The 22,835-nt window shown below is 53.8% G+C and carries 21 protein-coding genes; 15 read left to right on the forward strand and 6 right to left on the reverse strand.

What is annotated here, in order from left to right:
• The first annotated feature begins 25 nt into the window (after window positions 1-25).
• The 9 genes from NST23_RS04105 to NST23_RS04145 all read left to right on the forward strand — a co-directional run bounded on the left by NST23_RS04105 (window position 26) and on the right by NST23_RS04145 (window position 9,680).
• Complete coding sequence (locus tag NST23_RS04105) at window positions 26-1,612, forward strand: glutathione ABC transporter substrate-binding protein (RefSeq protein ID WP_281869602.1); 1,587 nt, start codon at window positions 26-28, stop codon at window positions 1,610-1,612.
• A 145-nt stretch (window positions 1,613-1,757) separates the two neighbouring features.
• Window positions 1,758-2,681 carry a nickel ABC transporter permease gene (gene nikB / locus NST23_RS04110; RefSeq protein WP_281869601.1) on the forward strand — a complete coding sequence of 308 codons (924 nt, stop codon included), beginning with the start codon at window positions 1,758-1,760 and terminating at the stop codon, window positions 2,679-2,681.
• An 18-nt stretch (window positions 2,682-2,699) separates the two neighbouring features.
• Entirely contained in the window at window positions 2,700-3,593 is an 894-nt protein-coding gene (locus tag NST23_RS04115; RefSeq protein WP_063230612.1) for an ABC transporter permease subunit, read from the forward strand.
• A gap of 18 nt (window positions 3,594-3,611) precedes the next feature.
• Window positions 3,612-4,604 carry an ABC transporter ATP-binding protein gene (locus NST23_RS04120; protein ID WP_281869600.1) on the forward strand — a complete coding sequence of 331 codons (993 nt, stop codon included), beginning with the start codon at window positions 3,612-3,614 and terminating at the stop codon, window positions 4,602-4,604.
• Complete coding sequence (locus tag NST23_RS04125) at window positions 4,597-5,559, forward strand: ABC transporter ATP-binding protein (RefSeq protein WP_340963174.1); 963 nt, start codon at window positions 4,597-4,599, stop codon at window positions 5,557-5,559. Before NST23_RS04120 ends, NST23_RS04125 begins: the two co-directional genes overlap by 8 nt.
• Window positions 5,560-5,586: 27 nt before the next feature.
• A complete protein-coding gene (locus NST23_RS04130) occupies window positions 5,587-6,810 on the forward strand; it encodes an ROK family transcriptional regulator (protein WP_340963176.1) in 1,224 nt (407 codons plus the stop codon).
• A gap of 29 nt (window positions 6,811-6,839) precedes the next feature.
• Window positions 6,840-7,766 (forward strand): Gfo/Idh/MocA family protein, encoded by a 927-nt coding sequence (locus NST23_RS04135; RefSeq protein ID WP_340963179.1) that lies wholly within the window; start codon window positions 6,840-6,842, stop codon window positions 7,764-7,766.
• Window positions 7,763-8,755, forward strand: coding sequence for a Gfo/Idh/MocA family protein (locus NST23_RS04140; protein ID WP_340963181.1), 993 nt, complete (start codon window positions 7,763-7,765; stop codon window positions 8,753-8,755). Before NST23_RS04135 ends, NST23_RS04140 begins: the two co-directional genes overlap by 4 nt.
• A 52-nt stretch (window positions 8,756-8,807) precedes the next feature.
• Complete coding sequence (locus tag NST23_RS04145; protein ID WP_340963183.1) at window positions 8,808-9,680, forward strand: sugar phosphate isomerase/epimerase family protein; 873 nt, start codon at window positions 8,808-8,810, stop codon at window positions 9,678-9,680.
• 55 nt (window positions 9,681-9,735) lie between these two features.
• Here the strand turns inward: NST23_RS04145 and NST23_RS04150 are convergent, their stop codons facing one another.
• Entirely contained in the window at window positions 9,736-10,095 is a 360-nt protein-coding gene (locus tag NST23_RS04150; protein WP_122966369.1) for a DUF805 domain-containing protein, read from the reverse strand.
• A 218-nt stretch (window positions 10,096-10,313) separates the two neighbouring features.
• On the opposite strand from NST23_RS04150, the gene speD reads away from it, so the two are divergent.
• The 4 genes from speD (at window position 10,314) to NST23_RS04170 (ending at window position 14,807) form a co-directional block, all read left to right on the forward strand.
• On the forward strand, window positions 10,314-11,165 hold the full coding sequence (speD, locus tag NST23_RS04155) for an adenosylmethionine decarboxylase (RefSeq protein ID WP_370641094.1): 852 nt from the start codon (window positions 10,314-10,316) through the stop codon (window positions 11,163-11,165).
• A gap of 132 nt (window positions 11,166-11,297) precedes the next feature.
• The gene (locus tag NST23_RS04160) at window positions 11,298-12,947 is read left to right on the forward strand and encodes an AraC family transcriptional regulator (protein ID WP_340963186.1); all 1,650 of its coding nucleotides are present in this window, start codon (window positions 11,298-11,300) and stop codon (window positions 12,945-12,947) included.
• 94 nt (window positions 12,948-13,041) lie between these two features.
• Window positions 13,042-13,989, forward strand: a complete 948-nt coding sequence (locus NST23_RS04165; protein ID WP_122966304.1) for an ABC transporter substrate-binding protein — start codon at window positions 13,042-13,044, stop codon at window positions 13,987-13,989.
• On the forward strand, window positions 13,986-14,807 hold the full coding sequence (locus NST23_RS04170) for an alpha/beta hydrolase (protein WP_122966303.1): 822 nt from the start codon (window positions 13,986-13,988) through the stop codon (window positions 14,805-14,807). The genes NST23_RS04165 and NST23_RS04170 overlap by 4 nt, the downstream gene beginning before the upstream one ends.
• A 93-nt stretch (window positions 14,808-14,900) precedes the next feature.
• On the opposite strand, the gene NST23_RS04175 is transcribed toward NST23_RS04170, so the two are convergent.
• From NST23_RS04175 to NST23_RS04195, 5 genes are all read right to left on the reverse strand, one after another.
• A complete protein-coding gene (locus NST23_RS04175) occupies window positions 14,901-16,649 on the reverse strand; it encodes a hypothetical protein (RefSeq protein WP_122966302.1) in 1,749 nt (582 codons plus the stop codon).
• 224 nt (window positions 16,650-16,873) lie between these two features.
• Complete coding sequence (locus NST23_RS04180; RefSeq protein WP_370641102.1) at window positions 16,874-17,590, reverse strand: ankyrin repeat domain-containing protein; 717 nt, start codon at window positions 17,588-17,590, stop codon at window positions 16,874-16,876.
• Between the two features lie 49 nt (window positions 17,591-17,639).
• Complete coding sequence (locus NST23_RS04185) at window positions 17,640-19,121, reverse strand: S-layer homology domain-containing protein (RefSeq protein WP_173597145.1); 1,482 nt, start codon at window positions 19,119-19,121, stop codon at window positions 17,640-17,642.
• Window positions 19,122-19,268: 147 nt separating this feature from the next.
• The gene (locus tag NST23_RS04190) at window positions 19,269-19,964 is read right to left on the reverse strand and encodes a response regulator transcription factor (RefSeq protein ID WP_122966300.1); all 696 of its coding nucleotides are present in this window, start codon (window positions 19,962-19,964) and stop codon (window positions 19,269-19,271) included.
• Window positions 19,939-21,441, reverse strand: a complete 1,503-nt coding sequence (locus NST23_RS04195; protein WP_173597143.1) for a sensor histidine kinase — start codon at window positions 21,439-21,441, stop codon at window positions 19,939-19,941. Before NST23_RS04195 ends, NST23_RS04190 begins: the two co-directional genes overlap by 26 nt.
• Before the next feature lie 155 nt (window positions 21,442-21,596).
• Between NST23_RS04195 and NST23_RS04200 the strand changes: the two genes are divergently transcribed.
• Entirely contained in the window at window positions 21,597-22,394 is a 798-nt protein-coding gene (locus NST23_RS04200; RefSeq protein ID WP_122966298.1) for a carbon-nitrogen hydrolase family protein, read from the forward strand.
• 192 nt (window positions 22,395-22,586) lie between these two features.
• Window positions 22,587-22,835 (forward strand): hypothetical protein, encoded by a 249-nt coding sequence (locus NST23_RS04205; RefSeq protein WP_122966297.1) that lies wholly within the window; start codon window positions 22,587-22,589, stop codon window positions 22,833-22,835.

Consider the following 22,835-nt stretch of genomic DNA (forward strand, 5'->3'; position numbering starts at 1 on the left):
GAACCTTGTAAGGGGGAAAAGGGAAATGAAAAAAGCAGCGTATTTGCGAGCAGCATCTGTCTTACTTTTTTCAGTGGCATTACTTTTTGGATGTTCCAGTTCAGGAGGGGGAGGGACTCCGGCAGCATCGTCGCCCGACTCAGGGGCGAGTACGGGAGCACCGCAGAAAGATCAGATGGTGATCGCCGTAAACGAAAACTTCATCACGATGGACCCGCAAAACACCGGAGACGCCTTGTCCAGCGGTGTGCAGTCGGCCATGTTTGAAGGACTCCTGATTTACGACAAAGACTTGAAGCTTATACCGGGTTTGTCGACTGAATATTCGGTGAACGAAGATTCCACCGAGTATACGTTCAAGCTTCGTCAAAACGTCAAGTTCCATGACGGGACGCCGTTCAATGCGCAAGCTGTCAAAATCAACTTTGACCGCATGAGCAACCAAGACAACAACCTGCGGGCTTACCGCAACTACAAATACATCAAGAGCACAGAAGTGGTGGACGACTACACGGTAAAAGTGACGCTGAACCAGCCATTTTCCGCGATGATCAACAAGTTCACGACAGGGATCATCAGCCCGGCAGCGTTGGAGAAGTACGGCAAGGAAATTTCCAAAAATCCGGTCGGGACCGGCCCTTACAAATTTGTGGAATGGGTGCAGGGCGACCATCTGACCGTCGAACTGAACCAGGATCACTGGAACAAAGGTGCAGCCAAAGTAGGAAAAATCGTCTACAAGCCCGTACCGGAAAACGGCTCGCGCGTAGCGATGCTGAAAACGGGCGAAGCAGACGTCATCTATCCGTTGCCTGAACAGCAAGCGGAGACGCTGGGCGGAGCAGAGGGCGTCAAGGTAGAGCGCACGCCTTCCACGATCACCCGTTACGTTTCGATCAACATGCTGAAAAAGCCGTTCGATGATTTGCGTGTACGTCAAGCCATCAACTACGCCGTCGACAAGGACGCGTTCATCAAAGTCGTCAAAGCCGGGTACGGCACGCAGCTCGAATCGATCATGTCGCCGACGATTGCGCATTACGCCAAGCAGAATGTTTATGAGTACAACATCGAAAAGGCGAAGCAACTGCTCAAGGAAGCAGGCTACGAAAATGGCTTCACCACGGAAATCTGGGGCAACACGAACTCCGATACGATGAAAGGCATGCAATTCATTCAGCAACAGCTGCAAAAAATCGGCGTAACCGTCGAGGTGAAGTCGATGGAGGAAGCGACGCTCTCGGATGAAATCTACGGCATCAAGTCTCCGGAAGAAGCGAAGATGAACATGTGGTACGTAAGCTGGTCTTCCGCTGATCCGGACAACGCGATGCGCTCTCTGTTCAGCAGCGAAAACTTCCCGCCAGCAGGAGCGAACACCGCTTTTTACAAGAGTGACATCGTAGACAAGAGCATCAAGGAAGCGACCCAATCGTCTGACCAGAACAAGCAAAAAGAGCTGTACGGAGCCGTTCAGGAAAATGTATTCAAAGATGCGCCATGGATCTTCCTGGCTGTCGACGAGATTTTGTACGGCAAACGCGCCAACGTAAACGGCGTCTACATCACGCCAAGCGGCGGCATCTATGTGAGGGAAGCGGCATTCCAATAAGGTTTTTCTGGCAGCGTTGGGTCGCTGCTCACAGCCCAACGCTGCTTTCCTATTACGTCCTGGTTGCAAGAAAAGTCTTGGGGAGAAGGAATGCCATGACGCTGCATGCCGCGTGGCTTTCCCATCCATTAGGAGGAACCGCTCAATGTTCCGTTACATCGTAAAAAGGCTCATGGAGATCATCCCGATCATTTTCGTCGTGTCTCTCTTGATTTTCTTCTTCATCCATCTCGTGCCGGGCGACCCTGTGCGTCTGGCGGCTGGAAAAGACGCTACGCTGGAAGAGATCACCCGCGTCCGTCAGGAGCTTGGGCTGGACAAGCCGCTCCTTTCCCAGTACGCCACCTATATGCAGAACTTGCTCACGGGCAACCTGGGCCATTCCTTGAAAACAGGTCTGCCGATCAGCGACATGTTCGCCAACCGCTTTTCCATCACGATGAATTTGACATTTATGAGCCTGGGCTGGGCGCTCGTTCTGGGGCTGCTCATCGGAACCGTCTCCGCAGTCTTTCGCAACAAATGGCCGGACTACGTCGGAATGCTGACCGCGATTTCCGGCATTTCCTTGCCCGGCTTCTGGCTGGGGCTCATTCTCATACAAATTTTTTCCGTCACGCTCGGCTGGTTTCCGACCGGGGGAGTGGATGGCTGGAAAAGCTACGTTCTCCCTTCGCTTACGCTGGGGGCGGGAATCATGTCGATGCTGGCCCGGTTTACCCGCTCGTCTCTCCTTGAAACATTGAAAGAAGATTTTATCCGTACAGGTCGGGCGAAAGGCTTGAAGGAGTCGGTCGTCGTTCGCAAGCATGCGCTGAAAAACTCGATGATTCCCGTCGTGACGATTGCTGGCTTGCAATTCGGATTTTTGTTGGGCGGTTCGGTCGTGGTCGAGACGGTGTTCAGCATTCCGGGCATGGGGCGGCTACTGGTCGATTCCATCGCTTTTCGCGACTATCCGGTTGTGCAGGCTGTCATCTTGCTGTTCTCGCTGGAGTTTATCCTCGTGAACTTGCTGGTAGACATCCTGTACAAGGCGCTCAATCCGAAAATCCGTTATGAAAGCTAAGCGAAGGGAGCGAAGGAAATGGAGGTAGTAAATGAAGTCGGCCAGACGACTGTTGTCACGCTGGACAAGCAAAGCTCCAGGGCGCGCGAGTTTTGGAAAAAGTGGAAAAAGCAAAAGACGGCGTTCTGGGCCGGATTTTTTATCCTGTTTTTAGTGCTGGTCGCGATTTTCGGACCAGTGATCGCTCCTTACGATCCGTACGAGCCAAACTACGATGCAACGCTCCAGACGCCTTCCCTGGCGCACTGGGCGGGAACGGATGAGTACGGGCGCGATATTTTGAGCCGGATTATTGTCGGGGCGGGCCTTTCGCTCGGCGTCAGCTTTACCTCTGTGTTTGTCGGGGCTGTCATCGGGACGATTTTGGGCTTGTGCAGCGGCTACTATGGCGGCTGGATCGATCGGCTGATCATGCGCGGCAGCGATGTCATGTTCGCTTTTCCTGACTTGCTCCTGGCTATTGCCATCGTCGCGATTCTCGGCCCCGGTTTGACAAACGTCGTGGTGGCCGTGGCTGTGTTCAGCATACCGTCTTTTGCCCGGCTGATTCGCGGCAATACGCTGGCAGCCAAAGAAGCCGTCTTTGTGGAAGCGGCGCGCTCCATGGGGGCCAAAAGCAGCCGGATCATTTTTCGCCACATTTTTCCGGAGACGGTATCCAGCATGATCGTCTTCTTTTCGCTCAGGATCGGCACGTCTATCCTGGCAGCTTCCAGTCTCAGTTTTCTCGGTCTGGGCGCAAAGCCGGAAAGTCCCGACTGGGGAGCGATGCTCAGCATGGGCCGCGATTACCTCGCGACTTCTCCCCACGTGGTGATGATTCCCGGTCTGGCGATTTTCCTGTCTGTGCTGGCGTTCAACCTGGTAGGGGATGGCCTGCGTGACATTCTGGACCCGAAAACGAAGAACTAAACGAGGGAGTTGGGGCAGATGAGTGAAAACATCATCGAGGTTAAGCATCTGCAAACACAGTTCACGAGGGATGACCGCAAGACGGTCGTACTCGACAACGTCAGCTTTCATATAAAAAAGGGCGAAGTGCTCGGTCTGGTCGGAGAATCGGGCTGCGGCAAAAGCGTGACTTCGCTTTCGATCATGCGTTTGTTCAAGGATACGACGGGCGAAATCACCCAAGGCGAGATTGTTTATAACGGCACCAACCTGTTGTCCATGTCAGAGAACGACATGCGGCAAATTCGCGGAAAAGAAATCTCGATGATTTTTCAGGAGCCGATGACTTCGCTCAATCCGGTGATGAAAATCGGCGAGCAGCTGGCAGAAGCGATCCGGCTGCACCTCGGCTATTCGGATAAGCTGGCGCGGGAGCACGCAGTCAGCATGCTGACCAAAGTAGGGATTCCCCGCCCCAAAGAAATTTTGGCAGAGTATCCGCACCAGTTGTCAGGGGGGATGCGGCAGCGCATCATGATCGCGATGGCGATGTCCTGCCGTCCCAACCTGCTGATTGCCGACGAGCCGACGACGGCGCTCGACGTGACGATCCAGGCGCAAATTTTGGACGTCATGAAGCAGCTCCAGGCCGATGAGCATATGTCGATGCTGTTGATTACGCACGATCTGGGCGTGGTGGCGGAGATGTGCAATCGCGTCGTCGTCATGTACGCCGGACGGGTAGTGGAGGAAGCGTCCGTTTACGACCTGTTTGACGAGCCAAAGCATCCATACACAAAAGGGTTGATTGGCTCTGTGCCGAAAATCGGACAAAAGCGCGACAGGCTGGATTCCGTTCCAGGCAACGTACCGACTCCGAACAACATGCCCAAAGGCTGCAAATTTGCCCCGCGCTGCAAGGAGGCTATGTCGATCTGCTGGGAGCAGGAGCCTGCGATTGCCGGCGTGGGCGAGAACCGCTTTTGCCGCTGCTGGCTCTACGACGAGGAAGGGAGGGGGGCGAATGCGTAAGCCACTGGTTGTGGTAGACGGGATCAAAAAGACGTTTCCGATTGACAGCGGCCTGTTCTCCAGCAAGAAAAGCGTGAAGGCGGTCAACCGCGTTTCTTTTGAAATTCAGGAGGGCGAGACGTTCAGCCTCGTCGGCGAAAGCGGCTGCGGCAAGTCGACGACAGGGCGGCTGGTTACGCGGCTGTTGACCCCGGATGAGGGCAAAATCTGGATCAACGGCGAAGAGATTTCGCAAATGAACGAGACGAAGCTGCGCGAGGTGCGCAAGCAAGTGCAAATGGTGTTTCAAGACCCGTACGCGTCACTGAACCCACGGATGAAAATCCGCGATGTCGTGGCGGAGCCGCTGATCATTCATTCGAAGCTGTCTGTCAAGGAACGGGAGCGGACTGTCGCCGAGATGCTGGAAGTCGTCGGTTTGAACAGCTACCACGCGGAAAAGTTCGCCCATGAGTTCAGCGGGGGGCAGCGCCAGCGCATCGGGATTGCCCGCGCCCTCATCCTGAAACCGAAGCTGATCGTGGCGGATGAGCCTGTATCTGCGCTGGACGTGTCCATTCAGTCGCAAATCCTCAATCTGCTGAAAGATTTGCAGGAAGAGTTCCAACTGACGTATTTGTTCATTTCGCACGACCTGAGTGTCGTGGAGCATATTAGCGACAAAATCGGCGTGATGTATTTGGGCAGCCTCGTGGAGTCCGCGCCCAAAGAAACGCTTTTTGCCAACCCGCAGCACCCGTACACGAAAGCGTTGCTGTCTTCCGTGCCGATCCCCGATCCGCGTGCCAAGCGGGAGCGCATCATTTTGCAAGGGGATGTGCCAAGCCCGGTCAATCCGCCGTCCGGCTGTCTGTTTCATACGCGCTGTCCATACGCGATGGAGATTTGCCGGACAACTCCGCCAGATTTGCGAAAGGCGGCCGAAGACGATCATCTGGTCGCGTGCCATCTGTGAGCGGCATGCGCGGCAGGGGAGATAGCGATGAATAAAAGGGATGGAGTCAAGCGAAGGACGGGCGACTTGAAGCTGATCCAGGAGTTGAATCGATCGATTATTTTGGACACCATCCGTCAATACGGCCCCATTTCCCGAAGTGAAATCGCGAAGCGGAACAAGCTAAGCCCGACAACGGTCACTTCGGCTGTCAGCGAGCTGATCCGCGACGCTTTGGTGAGCGAGGGTGGAGTCGGTGAATCGAACGGGGGAAGAAAGCCGATTTTGGTTCAGTTTTCGCCGGACAGCCGCTTTTTGATCGGAATCTCGATTTCCGGCTCCAAGCTGACGATTGCCCAGATGAATTTGGAGGCGCGGATCAGGAAAAAGGAAGCTTATCCGATCAAGCTGAATCAAGGCGACAGCGTGCTGGCATTTTTAATGGACGTCATAGAGCGGTTTTTGTCCCAGGCAGGCAGCCTGGACAACTGCATGGGCATCTCGATTGTGACGCAAGGAATCGTGGACTCGGCAAAGGGCGTGATTCGCTACAATCCAAAGCTGCGATTGCGGGACGCTCCTGTGAAGGAAATGGTTGAGCAGCGGTTCGGGGTAGACACGTGGGTGGACAATGATACGAATGCTTATTTGCTCGCGGAAAAGACTCTCGGACATTTCCGGCACTATCAAAACATGCTGTACGTGACGATTGGCGACGGGCTGGGCGCGAGCTTGTTGATGGACGGAGCGATTTATCGCGGCTACAAAGGCGGCGCCGGAGAGTTTGGGCATACGACGATTGATCGGGCAGGCATGCGCTGCGATTGCGGCAACATCGGCTGCCTGGAAAATTACGTCAGCTGGCCCGCGATCTACTCGAAGCTGCTTTCCGCTCTCGCCAAAGGGAAAGCGAGCAGCATCATGGCGCTGGCCCACGATGACCTCAACGAAATCAACGCGAAAATGTTCCGGCAAGCATTGGCTGAAAAAGACGCGCTCGCTGTCAGCATCCTGGAGGAAACGGCATCTTATTTGGCTGCTGGCATGGTGAATCTGATTCATTTGTTCAATCCGGAGGTCATTATTTTGGGCGGCGAGATCGCTTTTGAAAACGGGCTGTTGATCGAAAAGGTGCGCGAATACGTGTGCGAGTACGCCCACGGCATATTGACAGAAGAGTTGGAAATCCGGCCAAATTCGCTTGGAGAGGATGTCGAGGTCGTAGGGGCAGCCGCCATTTTGTTGCAGGATGTGTTCCAATTTTCGCTTTAGCGGATCAGGGGAAAAGGAGGTCTGGCGTCATGGTGAAGGTAGCAGTGGCCGGTGCCGATGACTCTGCGAAAGAGCGGCAGGCAAGCTGGTCGCAAATTCACGGAGTAGAGGTGGCTGGCCATGCGCAAAGCTTGCAGGAGCTGCGTTGTTTATTGGCGGAGGAAACAGTGGAGCTTGTGGAATTTGCCGGAACAGTGGAAGGAGCATGGGTCACGCATGCCGCTCAGTCAGGCGTAAACATACTCCTGGACGAGCACGCCGGGATGTCCGATCAGCAGCTTGTGGCGGCAGCAGACTTGTGCGAGCAAAATGGCTGCGTGATGTACTTGACGGACTCTTTGCGTTTTTCGCCGGAGTACGCGCAGGCGCGTGAACAGGTTGTAAGCGGGGCAATTGGCAAGCCAGGCGTATTACGGCTGCGGCGAGGAACCCATGCAAGCGCGGATGGCTGCATCTTTTCCAGTCTGGGCATGCGCGAGTTTGACTGGCTGCGCTGGACGTTCGGCGAGGTGGAGCGCGTGCAGGCAAACAAGGTGGTGCGCGAGGTGGCAACAGGGAAGCTGCTCCAGTATGCGCTAATCATCCTGAGGATGCGTGATGGTGCGATCGCACAGGTGGAGCTGTCTCAGGCTGAATCGTCCGAGCACACGTTTTTCGAGCTGACGGGTGACGCCGGGATGCTGCTGCACGACAGCCGCGACAGTTTGCCGATCCGCTGGAGCAGGGGTGGCACGGACCGACAGGCGGTTGCAGGTCAGATGGAACAAGGAAGTCACGCCGGGATTGATCCTTTACAGAAGCAGCGGGAGCAGCTCGTCCGACCCCTTTTAGGCGAAGCGGCTGCTGGCATGACCGTACGCGATTGGTTGCTGGCAAAAGAAATCGCTCAGGCAGCCAGCGAGTCAGCGAAGGCCGGAAAGCCTGTCAGTCTGGCAAAAGGAGAGGTTGCCCAATGAAGGTAGGAATATTGAGCTTTGCTCATATGCACGCGCAAAGCTATGCCGCACACCTGCGAAATCATCCAGATGCGGAGCTGCACGCGATTTGGGACGACGATCCCGTTCGCGGTGAAGCGATGGCCGCTGCTTATGGAGCAAAATATTACCGCGATCTGACCGCGTTTTTGCAGTCTCCGATCGAAGCAGTCGTAGTCTGCTCGGAAAACGCGAGACACAAAGCGCACGTGCTCGCCTGCGCCAAAGCCAAAAAGCATGTGTTATGCGAGAAGCCGATCGCAACGACCGTCCCGGATGCCGAGGAAATGATTCGGGTGTGCGCAGCGGAAGCGGTGATTCTGCAAGTGGCGTATCCGGTTCGCTTTGCGCCCGCGATCGAGCGTGTAAAAGAGCTGGTGCAATCGGGAGCGCTCGGGGAAATTCTCGCTATCAACAGCACGAATCACGGGCAGATGCCGGGCGGCTGGTTTGTGGAAGAAGAGCAGTCAGGCGGCGGGGCGGCAACCGACCATATCGTCCACCTGATGGATCTCGTACGCTGGATGCTTGCGGATGAGGTGAAAAGCGTCTACGCCGAGCTGGATACGCGGTTCCATCAGTTGGCGGTAGAAGACTGCGGCATGGTTTCACTGGTATTGGAATCCGGCGTGATCGTCGGGATCGATCCAAGCTGGTCGCGTCCCAAAACATTCCCCACGTGGGGCGATGTGACGATGCGGATCGTGGGCACGCAAGGAACGGTCGAAGTAGACGTCTTCCGTCAGCACTTGCTCCACTACAACGACCAGGCAGGAAAGCTGAATCAGCTTCCGTGGGCTGTGGATATGGACGCGCGGCTGATTGCCGATTTTGTACAAGCGGTCAAGGAAAAACGGGCGCCGTCCATTTCAGGGCTGGATGGGCTGCGGACTTTGGAAGTGGTCAAAGCCGCTTACGAATCCAACCGATTGCAGCAAACCGTTTTCATCGACCGAGCATTGCTTGCCTAGCTTACTTTTCAAAAATGAGAGCACATACCAAAAATGATGAGGTGGAGAACAAATGAAAATCGGATTGAGCACGTACAGTTTGTTGACTGCGATTCGCGCTGGGGAAATGGATGTGCTGGATGTTGTGCAATGGATTGCCGACAACGGCGGCGAGCATATGGAGATCGTGCCGTACGGATTTACGCTGGTGGACAATTACGAGCTGGCGGATGCCGTACGAGACAAGGCGAAAGCACTGGAGATCGAGCTGTCCAACTATTCGATGCCAGCCAACTTCATTCACGACAGCCAGGAAGCGTTTGACGCAGAGGTCGCGCGTTTGAAAACGCACGTAGATTTGCTGGATCGCATGGGGATTCGCCACATGCGCCACGATGTCTCCACGTTTACCGTACCTGTTGAGCAGACGACGATTGCTTATTTTGAAAGCCATCTGGACGCGATGGTTGAAGGCAGCCGGCAAATCGCTGATTATGCGGCGCAATTCGGAATTACGACGACGATTGAAAATCACGGGTGGCTCGTACAGGCCAGCGATCGCGTACAACGCGTCGTGCAGGCGGTCAACCGTCCGAATTTCAAGACGACACTCGATGTCGGCAACTTCATGTGCGTCGACGAAGCTTCATTGGTGGGCGTGAAGAAAAATCTTCCGTATGCGTCACTGGTGCATTTCAAAGACTTTTACTTCCGTCCGTACTACCAGGACCCGGGAGCAGGCAAGTGGTTCAAGACGGTCAACGGCAATTTCTTGCGCGGTGCCATCGTCGGTCAAGGGGATATCAATATTCGCGAGGTGGTCAAGCTGGTGAAGCAGTCTGGCTACGACGGTTACATCACAGTGGAGTTCGAGGGCATGGAGGATTGTCGCGAAGGCTCGCGGATTGGCATGGACAATCTGCGGCGGTTCTGGGAAGAAGCGTGATCAGCAGAGGAAAAAAGAAGGGCCTCTCCCGCAAGTTGAGGAGAGGCTTTTTGCATTAAACCAATGCTCTTCCTTCTGCTTTCGGGTTTGGACCGTAATTGTTGTCGGATTCACTGTCTTGGCAGAAGAATACGAGCAAAATAATGGCTCCGATAAGCGGAATCAACCCGAGCAGGAGCCACCAGCCACTTTTGCCAACATCGTGCAGGCGACGAACGCTTACTCCCAAACTAGGGAGCAAAACAGCCAGTGAGTACAGCGAAGACAAAGATTGCGGCAAGCCGACGAGGTATTCGATGAGCATGAGTACCAAAGAAATGATTACACTGAACAAGGTAAACATCCAATACTCTGTGCGTCTTGCGCGCCCACTGAAGCCTACATAATTCTTTAAAACTTTAAGATACCAATCCATGGCCTTTTTCTCCATTTCTTTGAAAATTTTTACACACATCATTATTTTAGCATCATTTTCCAAGCGAAAGATAGGGAGTTAGTCAAAATTTTTCCAATTGGTTCGATGGTATCAGGTGAGGTTAGGCAGAAAGTAACGTTCCTTATTTATGAACAGCATATCGTGCTGCATCCGATGATTTTTATGGGAAGGAATGGGCAAGCTGAAAAAAGGAAATCATGGCGGAAATTCGCTCATCGCAGGGGAGGACACGACACTTGGAACAAACGAACGATCAGCATATTACGCTGCACGGCTTCAACAATTTGACGAAATCGCTCAGCTTCAACATGTACGACATCTGCTATACGAAAACGAAGGCCGAGCGGGAAGCGTATATCGAGTACATAGATGAACAGTACAATGCCGAGCGACTGACCAGCATCTTGAAAAATGTTTCGGAAATCATTGGCGCGCACGTCTTGAATGTGGCGCAGCAAGATTATGTGCCGCAAGGGGCGAGCGTGACGTTTTTGGTTTCCGAAGGCCCTGTGGTGGAGGTGCCGACGGAATCGTACGAGGAATCGCCAGGCCCGTTGCCTGAGAACGTTGTGTTGCAGCTGGATAAAAGCCATATCACCGTCCATACTTATCCGGAATACCATCCAGATGAGGAAATCAGCACATTTCGCGCAGACATCGACGTCTCCACCTGTGGCGAGATTTCACCACTAAAGGCGCTCAATTACTTGATTCGTTCTTTTGATACGGATTTGATGACGATCGATTATCGGGTGCGCGGCTTTACTCGGGACATTCACGGCTACAAGCTGTTCATCGATCACGACATCAGCTCGATTCAAAATTATATTCCCGAGGAAATCAAAGAACTGTTCCACATGATCGATGTCAACGTTTATCAGGACAATATTTTCCATACAAAATGCAAACGCAGGCAGTTCGATCTCAACAACTACTTGTTCGGCTATACGAAAGACAAGCTGACGCCAGCAGAACAGCTGGAAATAACCGAGCGGCTGCAATTGGAGATGGACGAGATTTACTACGGAAAAAATATTATTCGCCACTAAGGCTGTATTTTTTAGCAAGTCTTTTGCAGGAAGCCCGCGCTGAGCAGTGAGGGCTTTTTTCTTGCATTGACGGTGATAATCATTATCAAACATAATGGGAGCATAAGAGCTAAAGGACGGTGGCAGCCAGCTATGCAGAGCAAGCGAAGCAACGGGAACAGCAGGGGCGAGTCATTTCAAGGCTTGTGGATGAAGCTGCGGCATTGTGAAGAGATCAGAATCAAACAGGATATCCCTCACGCGGGTCAAGAACTGGACAACAAGCACCGACTGATCGTCGTCTTGGACGGCAAAGGCTCGATGGAGACAGACGACGAATGTCAGCCCGTCAAGGAAGGAGACGTGTGGGTGCTTCTCCCGGGGCAGCGGTGTTCTTTCTATATAGAATCTTTCCGGCAGTTAAGCCTGCATGTGTTCGCTTTTGATGCGTATCGCGAGCAGGAGGGCGAAGACGATGAGACGATCACGCTGCGGCGTGCGATCTGGCCGTTGGCTGGTCGCATGGCATGCACAGCTCCGTCATCCATGTTCACCCGCTGTCGTGCGATGGAGGATGTGTGGCAGCAGGCGGACGAGCGGAGTCGCTTTCGGGCGCAGGCGTGGTTTCAGGAGCTTATGTACGAGTTGGCAGTCCATGCAGACAGCGCACCCGTAGAGGATTCGCTGGAGACATTGGAGCAGACGCGGCTGTATTTGGACAACCACTACCAGGAAAGCTGGACGATTGAGAAATTGGCCGCCATGGCTGGTTTAAGCCCTTACTATTACATGCATCTTTTTAAAAAGACTTACGGAAAAAGCGCGATGGATTACGTGAACCAGTTGCGGATCAACAAGGCAAAGCAGTTGATGGGCGAAGGCAGGGAGCGGGTACGGGAAATCGCCAGACAGGTCGGCTTCAGCGACGAGTGTTATTTCAGCCGGAAATTCAAGCAGCAGCAAGGAGTGGCGCCTACTGTCTACATGAAAAGCAGGCGGCACAGAGTCGCGACGTACCATACGGCGATTACCGGACAGCTTTTGGCTTTGCAGACGATTCCCGGCGCCGCGCCGCTTGATCCCAAGTGGTCCGCGTACTATCGGCAAAAGTACGCCATCGATATCCCCGTTCATTTGCGCGATCCGTTTGTGGCAGAAAACTGGGCGGTCAATCGCGAGGCGATTCGCCATTTCAGCCCTGACCTGATCATTACGAGCGATTATCTCGATCAGACTGTGAAGCAAGAGCTGGGACATATGGCGAATGCCCTGTTTATCCCGTGGAAAGAAAAAGACTGGCGCGTGCACTTGCAAATGATCGGCGAGTATCTCGGCAGGGACAAGGAGGCCGAGCAGTGGCTTTTGGCTTACGACAAAAAATCGGCAGCCGCACGGGAGACGCTCCGGCGGGCGATTGGCGACGACTCCCTGCTTATGCTCTACGTGAACCAGTCTACGCTGTATGTATGCGGCAGCCAGCGCACCGGGTCGGTACTGTACAGCGATTTGCAGCTCCGGCCTGTTGCCCAAGTGGAGTCGCTTTTTGCCTACGAGCAAATCACCTTGGATGAATTATGTCACTATCATGCCGACCGCTTGATCGTGATCGTGAAAAAGGATCAGCCATCGCGGGATTTTTGGAGCGAGCTGCAAAAAACAGAGCAATGGTTTTCCTTGAAAGCCGTACAAAACAGGCACGTATACGAGGTGACGCCTGATCCGTGGCTGGAATATTCCGCGATCGGCCATGAACGGATCATGGAGGAGAGCTTGCGGCTGTTCGCGCAGTATCATCCAAATTAGATGGCAGGATTGTCTATGGTCGGGCGTGGAGCAAACCGTTTATAATCCTCCTAGTGAAAATCATTATCAACGATGAATTGCAGGGAGGATACAAATGAAACGGGCACTTATGCATACATTTATGCTCATCTTGCTCGCCACGACAGTTGTCGGATGCGGCCAGGCAGCAGCGCCAAAAGAGGAGCCTGTGCAAGCGGAAGCGAGCCAGACCAGAAAAGTCCAGGATGCAAAAGGGGAAGTGGAGATTCCGGCTCATCCCAAACGGATTGCGGATATTTCCGGCGCTTCCGAGGAATTGCTGATTTTGGGGCATACGCCTGTCGCTACTGCCAACACGGATTCATACGACCATGAGAAGCCGTCGCTCTATGTGCGGGACAAGCTGAAAGATTCCAAGATCGTCGGTTTTTACATGATGGACACGATCAATATCGAGGCAGTGATGTCGGCTGAGCCTGATTTGATCATCATGAATGCCAGACAGGAAAAAATTTACGAGCAGTTGAAAAAAATCGCGCCTGTCGTCGTGCTGAAAAACAGCCTGGAGCAGTGGCGGGAGCGGTTTACAGAAGTCGGCACGATTCTCGGACAAGAACAGGACGTCCAAAAATGGCTGGCTGACTACGATGCCAAAGCGAAAAAAATCGGCGAGCAAATCAAGGCGAAATCAGGTAATGAGTCGTTCTCCATCTTCCTGGCGCACAAAAAAGGGCCGTATTTGTTGGGGAGCGAAGGGGCAGGCTCGGTGCTTTACGATGATCTGGGACTGCCGAAGCCAGCGACGTCGCCTGACACGAAGGAAAAGACGATGGTGCTCCTGACGCTGGAAGGCATCACGACGATCAACCCGGACCGCATCGTGCTCCTGCACCCGGAAGGCGGCGAGCAAGCTTACAAAGATTCCGCTGTATGGCAAGGGCTGAAAGCATACAAAAACGGGAAAATTTACTACCTGCCAGCAAATCCGTACTACAACCAGGCTTACATGCCGATCGGCAAGGAGCTTCTGCTCGATACGCTTGAGCAGACGTTGAACCAATGAGTGAGCTGGAGTGGAAAACAGCGGGCATTCCCTGGACGAAGCAGTTGACGATGACAGCGACTGGCAGCGGGCAGGCATATCGCATCTATTTGGCAGTGCCGCCAGGAGAGGCGCCAGAAGCAGGGTTTCCGGTCATGTATGTGCTGGATGCCAATTCGGTGATCGGAACGGTAGTGGAGGCGGTTCGTCTGCAAGGCAGAAGCCGGAATGGCCAAGGCAGTCCAGCCGTCGTCGTAGGGCTCGGTTACGACGAGGAGATTCCTTTTGCCACTGCACGGTTTACCGATTACTCCTTGCCTATGCCGATTGACGAGCTTCCGCCTTTTTCCCGAGGGGGAGAGTGGCCGCGGCAGGGCGGAGCGGACGACTTTTTGCGCTTCGTATTGGAAGAGGTTCGGCCCGTGGTGGAGAGCATGGTCGCAATCAATCGCGAGCGCCAGGCCATATTCGGTCATTCGCTGGGAGGATTGTTCGCCCTGCATACTTTGTACACGCGCCCGGATGCATTTTTCGCCTACATAGCCGGAAGTCCATCGATTGATTGGTACAAGCGGCTGATTTTGGCGGAGGAGCAGGAGTTTGTCTCCCGCTTGCAGCGCGGCGGCCAGCCAAAACAATTGTTCATCGGAGTTGGCGAAGAGGAAGAGACTCACCCGACGCGAATCAACGAGCATGCGCGAGGTGTGGCCGAGCGACTGGGAGTGTTTGGCGATTGCGGGCTGAACGTGTCTTTTGAACAGTTTGCCCGGGAAAACCATATCTCTGTTTTGCCTGTACTGATCAGTCGTGCTGTGCGCTGGTTTTTGCAAAGCGTGTAACAAGCATGGGCAATAAGAAAAGATGAGCGTGACAACAGGTGCTGCACCGCCTGTATGTCTGCTCATCTTTTTTGTTTTGCTGCCCACTCCGTTTCAGGAGGTAGCCAACACTTGCTGGGCTTGCACGTATGCCGTGGAGCTTCGCACATGCTCCAGTTGGAAATGACCGAGATAATGCGCCCGGATCTCGTCCAGCGTCTTCTGGGCGGGCTGGATAAATTCCCGATCCCAGTCTTCGGGAGGGGATTCGAGCGATATGCCTTTTTCGTTGAGGATGTGGAACAAGTCTCTGTCTGCCTGAGTAGGAATCCACCACGTATAGACAGGATTGGTCTGGCCTTTGAGCAACGATTCCAGCATGAACTTCAAATACTCCGCTGTCGAAAGCTGGCCGTAGTTCACATCAAATTCCGGCCCGGGAGCCGGATATTGCTCTGGGTAACGGAACGGCCCGTAATGAATGGAGATGCCGAGAAAGCCGACAGGCGGAATGTTGTTCCCGTACCCGGTGAGCGAGAACGGCAAATCGGCTGCGAAATGCAGGCGCACGATGACGGAATTGATGAACTGCTGTTCAAAAAAGTCTTCTTTTTGCCAGATTCCCAAGTCGCGGGCAATCGTATCCCAGTAAATGATCGACGTGTTGTGCGCCAACCAGAACGAGGACGACATTTCCTCGAACGTCTTGAAAAAATCCTGATCGTGCTCGCTGAACGGGTCGATCAAGTCGTACCATTTGAAATAGCCGTGCTTTTGTCGCCAGCTTTGGGCAAGCAGCAAGAAGTCGATCAGCCGCTGGATGCGCGGCTCCGAGCTTTGCTGGTTGTTGGAAAAAAGATGTGTCGCTTCCAGCAGGTCAGCCGTAAAGTTGCCATTGACGAAGTCCCAGTAATTCACGTCTCCGGCCTGGGAGCGGTGCTCGTTGACCCGCTTCGTCTCCGTTTCCCAGTGGGCAAAAGTCGTGACGTCAATCCCGAAGTACAGCTCGAAAGGCAGCAGATCGCCAAGCAAATGGAAGCGGTAAGGGCTGGACTGCTGAAACCAGGTTTTGATGAAAGCGAGCCGGGAGGACGGGGGAACGACGATGGCTCTTTCCAGGTAGCTGGTTTTGGCGATGTCTGCCTGAAACTGCTCGATCGAGGTGGAACGGGCGACAAACGGCGAAGAGGAGGCGAGAAAATCGACGCCGTCTTCATCGTTGTCGTACTGCACAAGAATATGCGTGAAGCTGCTCTTGGCTTGGGAAGACAAGACGAGCTGGCCCCAGTGATGAGCCGTGCCGTTGTCGATGGCTCCGATGATGACGACAGGCGTATCTTTTTGTCCGTTGAACGCGATGGAGCCGTAATCCTCGACGATGATTTTGTGCTGGCAGCGGACATTGATGGAGGCGCCAGCTTCGAAGCTGACGCAGACGCCTGCGGGAATCGTAACGTCTGTCGGACCAATCATGTACGGCCCGCCAGCGGCAGTAAACTCGCGATCATCTTCCATAGTTCCGCACAGGCGGACGTACTTGTCCACGTGAAGCTGGCAGGAATGCTGCGGGTCAGGGTCTGGCCCAATGGTCAGCTTAATGTAATAAAAGCCGTCTTCCGGAGGAAAAAAAGGCAGGATGAGGCTGCCTCCCGGCGTGTAGCGGACTTCGCACAGTTTCGTTCCGTGCATATCGTACACTTCAATACCGGAGGACGGGTGCGTCACATTGCTGATATGGATTTCGATGGCCTCTTTGGAAGTGAGGAAAAGCTTGTACATTTCGATGTGAGGATCGATGTCTGGTGACGCTTTGCGAATGGGCTTGTCTGTTTCCAGCATGGATACGTTTGCGAGAGTATTCATGTTACGCCGACTCCTATTCGAAAGATTCAATCATATGTAGGGAATGCAAGGCCAGGGGCACTTGAATATTGGATATTATTAGTATAAGACGCGCGAGTGGGGAAAAAGTTTTGGGAGAAAGCAAGTCTTTTGGACTAGGGAAGCAGCAAGAAAAAAAGGACGGGAGCGCCAGCGTGACTGACGTTCCTGTCCTTTTTGGCTGGATGAAGCGCAGAGGAGGTCGCTTACTTTCCGCCCGCTTTTGCGAGCATGTCGACCATCTCGCGGAAGCCGCGTTTTTTCGCGTGCGACAGAGGGGTGACCCCGTCGGAATCCGCCAGATTCACGTTCGCGCCGTGCTCGATCAAAAGCTGGACGATTTCCTGATGCTTTTTGCCGCCATCTCCGAGGATGACTGCTTCCAGCAAGGCCGTCCACCCGAGGTTGTTGACGTGGTCGATGTTGACGTCAGAGGTGGTTAAAAGCTCGCGGACGATTTCTACATGACCGCGATCAGCCGCAGGGATGAGGGCGGTGCCGCCAAAGCGGTTGGTGATCGTCGTATCGGCCCCTGCGGCAATGCTTGCCCGCACGAAGTCCAGCTTGCCTTCTGCCCCGGCATACAGCAGCGGATTGTCGGAGCGGTCATCGCGAATGTTGATGTTGGCGCCATGTTCCACCAGTAGGTTGAATACTTCCAGTTGATCCGTGTGCACGGCGATCATGGCTGAAGTGCGGCCGCGCTCATCTGTTGCATTGATGTCAGCTCCGTCAGCAAGCAGCTTTTGGATCGTTTCCTTGTCTCCTTGCTTGACTGCTGCAAGCAGTGCCTGGTTTCGCTTGTCCATTTCTTCTTTCACCACCTGGGTCGCTTGCTGCTCGCCGCTCGCAAGCAGGGTGTCCATGTTGGCCGCACAGCCTGACAGGAACAGGGCGATAGTCAAAAAGCTTGCTTGCAGCATGGCGAACCCGCCCCTTTCTTTCGTTTTCATTGCCAGCATATCCAGCGGCTTATTCGACTGTCAGCTTGGCCTGGGATTTGCCAGCCCAATCGCCGACAGGTGTTACCGTATAGGTTGTGTCTGCTTTCAGTTTACCATCTTGCTGAAGGTCAAACACGCCTGTTGCCCCTTTGCGGCTGGAATATTTGTAGGTGGCGAGCAGCTTTTCGCCATCTGCCGAAGTCAGTTCTACACTGCGGCCGGAGAACAGCTCGTCTTTTGGATCGGCAGTCAAGGTAACGGAAATCGATGTGTCACTGAGCGCTTCTGCTTCGCTCAACGCAAGCGGAGCGACTTCCTGGGCGACAAAAGTCGGGTTGGCGATATTGGCCCAGTCAGATGTGACGGTGTACGTGACGCCCGGTTTCAATACTTGACCTTCCGGCAGACGGAATTTTGGCTCCTGGACTCCGTCAGTCGATTGTGTGAATGGCACGTATTTCGCGATAATCGGCTCGCCGCCAGCAGGAGTAATTGTCACTTGTCTTGCCTGCATGGACGAAATGACTTGATACGTTTTGCCGTCTGCGCTGTTGCTGTCGTCAAGCACAAAGGCGTTTGCGCCACGTCCTGCACTGTAAGCGGAGATGATGTATCCGTAGTCGACGACCCCGTTTGCTTTCAGTGCTTCGACTTCAAATGTGTCGTTTGTCACCTGTCTTGCCTGGGTCATGTCAAGCTTCGTTACGTTGCCAGCAAAAGTTCCTGCCTTGTTCCCTTTGTAGGTCAACGTGTAAACTGTCCCAGGCTTTTGTACGGAAGTCGGCACGATATAGGTTGCGACAGAGCCAGTTTTCAGACGCGGCATGTTGGTCAAGGTCAGACCGTCGTTGAAAGCAAAGTCTTCCTTGGCTTTTGCGAATACTTCATCTTGCGCCGTCAGTGGCGCGTCAAAGGTGACGATCAGGGTGATGGCATTCAGCGCGCGTACGCTGGTCACTTTCGCATTGGCGGAAGGGATCGCTTTGTGAGCGGTTTGCAAAAGGAAGGCAACTTCGCCGCGGGTGACGCTTCCGTTGGTGGAGGAGAGGCGTTCTGCCCAATGTTGAACGGATTTCGTATCGCGTCCGAGCGCCTTGGAGACGATCTCGACCAGTTCGGCGCTTGTCACCGTTCCTTGTGGGTCAAAACGTCCGTCTTTCGCCTGCATGATTTCTTTGCCAACCAGTGCGGCAGCGTAGTTGTAATACCATGCGCCCGGGTTCACATCGGAAAAGCTGACGGTTTGCTCTGCCTTGCCTTGCAAGCCGAATGTGAGTGCGATCATTTTCGCCAGCTCGGCGCGGGTGACTTGCTGGTGGATGCCCATCGAGCGGTCTTGATAGCCTTGCATGACGCGAAGCTGGGTCATTTTGCTGACGGCTTGCTGGATTTCCCCGGCGCTGAGCGGAGCGGCTGCTGCCTGTGCATGCAAAGCGGCGAAGGGAAGGGATGTCGCTCCGAGAGTAGTAGCGAGCAGCACAGCTGCCAGTTTATTGGATACCTTTTTCATGTATAGTCCTCCTCGGTCAAGATCAGGTTAGGTGTTTCTGTTTGGCTTACCTGTATGATAGACGAGGGGTCTAAACTCCCGAGAAACGCGAGATTAACAGTTTCTAAAAAGGTTCTTAAAAAAAGATAAAAAAACCGCCTGAAATGCTCAGACGGTAAAACGGTACCCGGCACCCCAGACGGTTTCGATATATTGCGGATTGGACGGATCGACCTCGATTTTTTCCCGCAGCTTGCGAATATGCACGGTGACGGTTGCGATATCTCCGCTGGAATCCATCCCCCATATGCGTTCAAACAGCTCGTTTTTGCTGAACACCCGGTTCGGATGCGTAGTCAAAAATTCAAGCAAATTAAACTCTCGTGTAGTAAAAATGACTTCTTCGTTGCGCACGAACACCCGGCGCGAAGCTTTGTCGATGACCAGCCCGCGGATGTGAATCTCGGACTTGGCTGCAGGCTCCTTGTGGGATGTCAGCCGTTCGTAGCGCGTCAGGTGAGCTTTGGCGCGGGCCACCAGCTCGCTTGGACTGAATGGCTTGGTGATGTAATCGTCGGCTCCGAGGTTGAAAGCGCGGATTTTATCGATTTCTTCTTTTTTGGCAGAGACGATCAAAATCGGCACTTCTTTCGCCTGTCTGATTCGGCTGCACAGTTCGAAGCCGTCCATGCCGGGCAACTGCAAATCGACGATAATCAGGCTGTAGTCGTCGTGCAAGGCGAGCTGCAAGCCTTCGTTTCCGGTGTGGCACAAGTCGACCTGAAACCCGTTCAGTTCAAAATAATCGCGTTCCAACTGGGCGATTGTCGTCTCATCTTCAATGATGAGGATGCGCGTCGTCATATGTGTCGGCTCCTCCTTGCTGATTCATTCGCGGCAAGCTGAAAAACAGGCTCGTGCCGCTGCCTTGCTTGCTTTTCACCCAAATCTCGCCGCCGTGTCCTTCGATGATCTGGCGCGCGATGGAAAGACCGAGGCCGCTGCCGCCCGTCGAGGAATTGCGCGATTGCTCGGCTCGGTAAAACCGTTCGAAAAGGTGAGGAATGGCTTCTTCGGGAATGCCGATTCCGTTGTCTTTGATTTCAACGGTCGCCCAGTTCGGGTCAGCCATTACCGAAACGAGAATGTGTTTATCCGGTTTGTCCATGAACTTCTGGGCGTTTTCGATGATGTTGAGCACGGTTCGCTTGATTTTTTCCAGATCGGCGATAACCGCGACGCTTTCCTGCGGGCGTTGTTCCCATTGCAGGCGGATGCCTTTCTCCTCCAGGTCGTAGTGCAGCTCGTCGATGCAGTCGTCCAGGAAGCTGGTAATATCAACAGGCTCAAACGTAAACGGCACCTGTTTCAGATCGAGCTTGGAGTAGAGGAACAGCTCGTCTACGAGCTTGTCGAGATCGACTGCTTTGGCGTAAATGATGTTGACGTACTTATCCATTTTTTCCGGTGTATCTGCGACGCCGTCCCGAATGCCCTCGATGTAGCCTTTGATGTTTGTAATCGGCGTTCGCAGGTCGTGCGAGATGTTGGAGATCAGCTCTTTGCGGCTCTCCTCATCCTGCAAGCGAAGCTGTACGGACTCTTGCAACCGTCTGCGCATGTTCTCGAACGCTTCGTTCAACTGACCGATTTCGTCCTTGCTGCTCTCCGGGAGGGCGAAGTCGAGGTTGCCTTCCTTGATGTTCTCCGCAGAGTGGCGCAGTCTGTCCAGCGGCTTGACGACGCTGCGGGTAATCCAGCGGTACAGCAGCACGTTGGCGACGATGAGCACTCCGAGCAGCAGACAGACGAGAATCGGCAGCAGCCTGCGGGTTACTTCGCTGAACGGACTGCGCTCGCGAATGACGAACACGCTGCCTTTTGCCCCGTCCGAGTAGAGAAAATCGAACTTGGCGTAGGCGTAAAAGCGCTCCCCGATGTTGAACGTGTTGCGAATCTGGCTGTTGTTCAGGTCGTAGGGAGGCAGGCTTTTTTCCAGCTCCGGCTGGTTGAACGTGAGCGATTCGAACACTTGGTTGCTCTCCCTGCGCACATACAGGCCAGCGCGTACCGTTTTGAGCTTGAAGTCGTAGTCTTGCAGCAACGACTTGTCGAGCAGCTTATCCGGCTCGTTTTTGGCGAAGTATTTCAGTTCGAGAAAAATCGACTCCTCTTGTTCGGTGAGCGGGTTGAGCTGATAGTGCACTTTATAAAAATCGCGAAAGCTGTGAATGTCGCCTGTCGCTGCAATCGTAAACAGGCTGGCTGCGAGAAAAAACATGAGCAAACTGATGACCAGCATCCCCGTGTAGGAGAGCAGCAGCTTGACGCGGATGGACATAAGACTCACCTCTCCTGGTGGCTGGGGTGTACAAAAGATGACAAGTCCATTATATACAAGGAAGACAGTCGGTAAAGCATTATTGCTTGGAACTGGGCGAATATCCGTTATACTAGCAGTAGAAGAACGGGATGAGACAGGGGGATACGATACCGATGAAAGTAGCCATAGCACAGCTTACCGCGACGATGGACAAAGCGGCCAATCTGCAAAAAGCACAAGAGTATATCGAGAAGGCCAAAAAAGCGGGGGCTGACTTTGTCATTTTGCCTGAGATGTACAGCGCTCCAGCGACGCCCAAGTCGGGTGTGACGCCAGCCGAGGTGGCGGAGAAGCTGGACGGACCGTTCGTTTCTGGACTTTCAGCAGCAGCGAGACAGCACGGGATTTACGTCGTGTGCGGTGTGTTCGAATCGATCGAGGGCGACGAAAATCGCGCTTACAACACGACAGTCTTCCTCAATCGCGAGGGCGAGCTGATTCACGCGTATCGCAAGACGCATCTGTACGACGCATTTTCCTATATCGAATCCGATTTTATCGCGCCGGGCGACAATCCGTATCAGGTGGTGGAGACGGAGTTTGGCAAAATCGGGCTGATGGTATGCTACGAGGTGCGCTTTCCGGAGATCGCCCGCCAGTTTGCCTTGCAGGGAGCCGATATTTTGTTTGTGCCGGCTGGCTGGGTAGCGGGTGCGATGAAGGAGGATCATTGGGAGACGCTGGTGCGTGCGCGGGCGATCGAAAACACGATGTTCATATGCGCAGCCGACCAGGTAGGCAACATCTTCGCGGGACGCAGCATGTTCGTCGATCCGATGGGAGTGGTCATCGCCAGCGCCGGAGAAGAAGAAACTTTGTTGATCACAGAATTGGATCTGGATCGGATTCAACGCGTGCGAGGGAAGCTGCCGAGTGTAGCAAACCGCCGCGCAGAGCTGTACACCAATTAAATACATGGGATTTCTGTAAAAGAACAGTCAGTCGCACCACAGGGCAACGTGGGGGCTGATTGTTTTTTTGTTTGGGAAAAGAAAAGTGGTCAGGCACATTTTCGTTTTTCCTTCATAGGATTATAGTAGATATTCTTCATTTTTAGAGCCCTTATGCAAGCGTTACCATCATGCGAAAGGAAGTGTGTGCGAATGTTCTGGTTCGTATGGGCTGTCGTCGGTGTCGTTGTCTGGTGGGCAATGAACAGTATCATGACAGGTAAAGCGGCAGGAACAAGCTGGTGGGCTTCGCTCATCGCTGCGCTTCTGGGCAGCTGGCTTGGGGATTTGGTGTTGGGAGATTGGCTGTGGCTGTGGGCTGGCTTCAACGTCATTGCCGGGGTCATCGGGGCGGTCGTCCTCACCTGGCTGTGGAACTTGCTCAGCAAACAGGCGAAGTAG

Origin of the sequence: Brevibacillus sp. FSL K6-0770 (assembly GCF_038000275.1) — a bacterium.
Taxonomy (GTDB): Bacteria; Bacillota; Bacilli; order Brevibacillales; family Brevibacillaceae; genus Brevibacillus; species Brevibacillus parabrevis.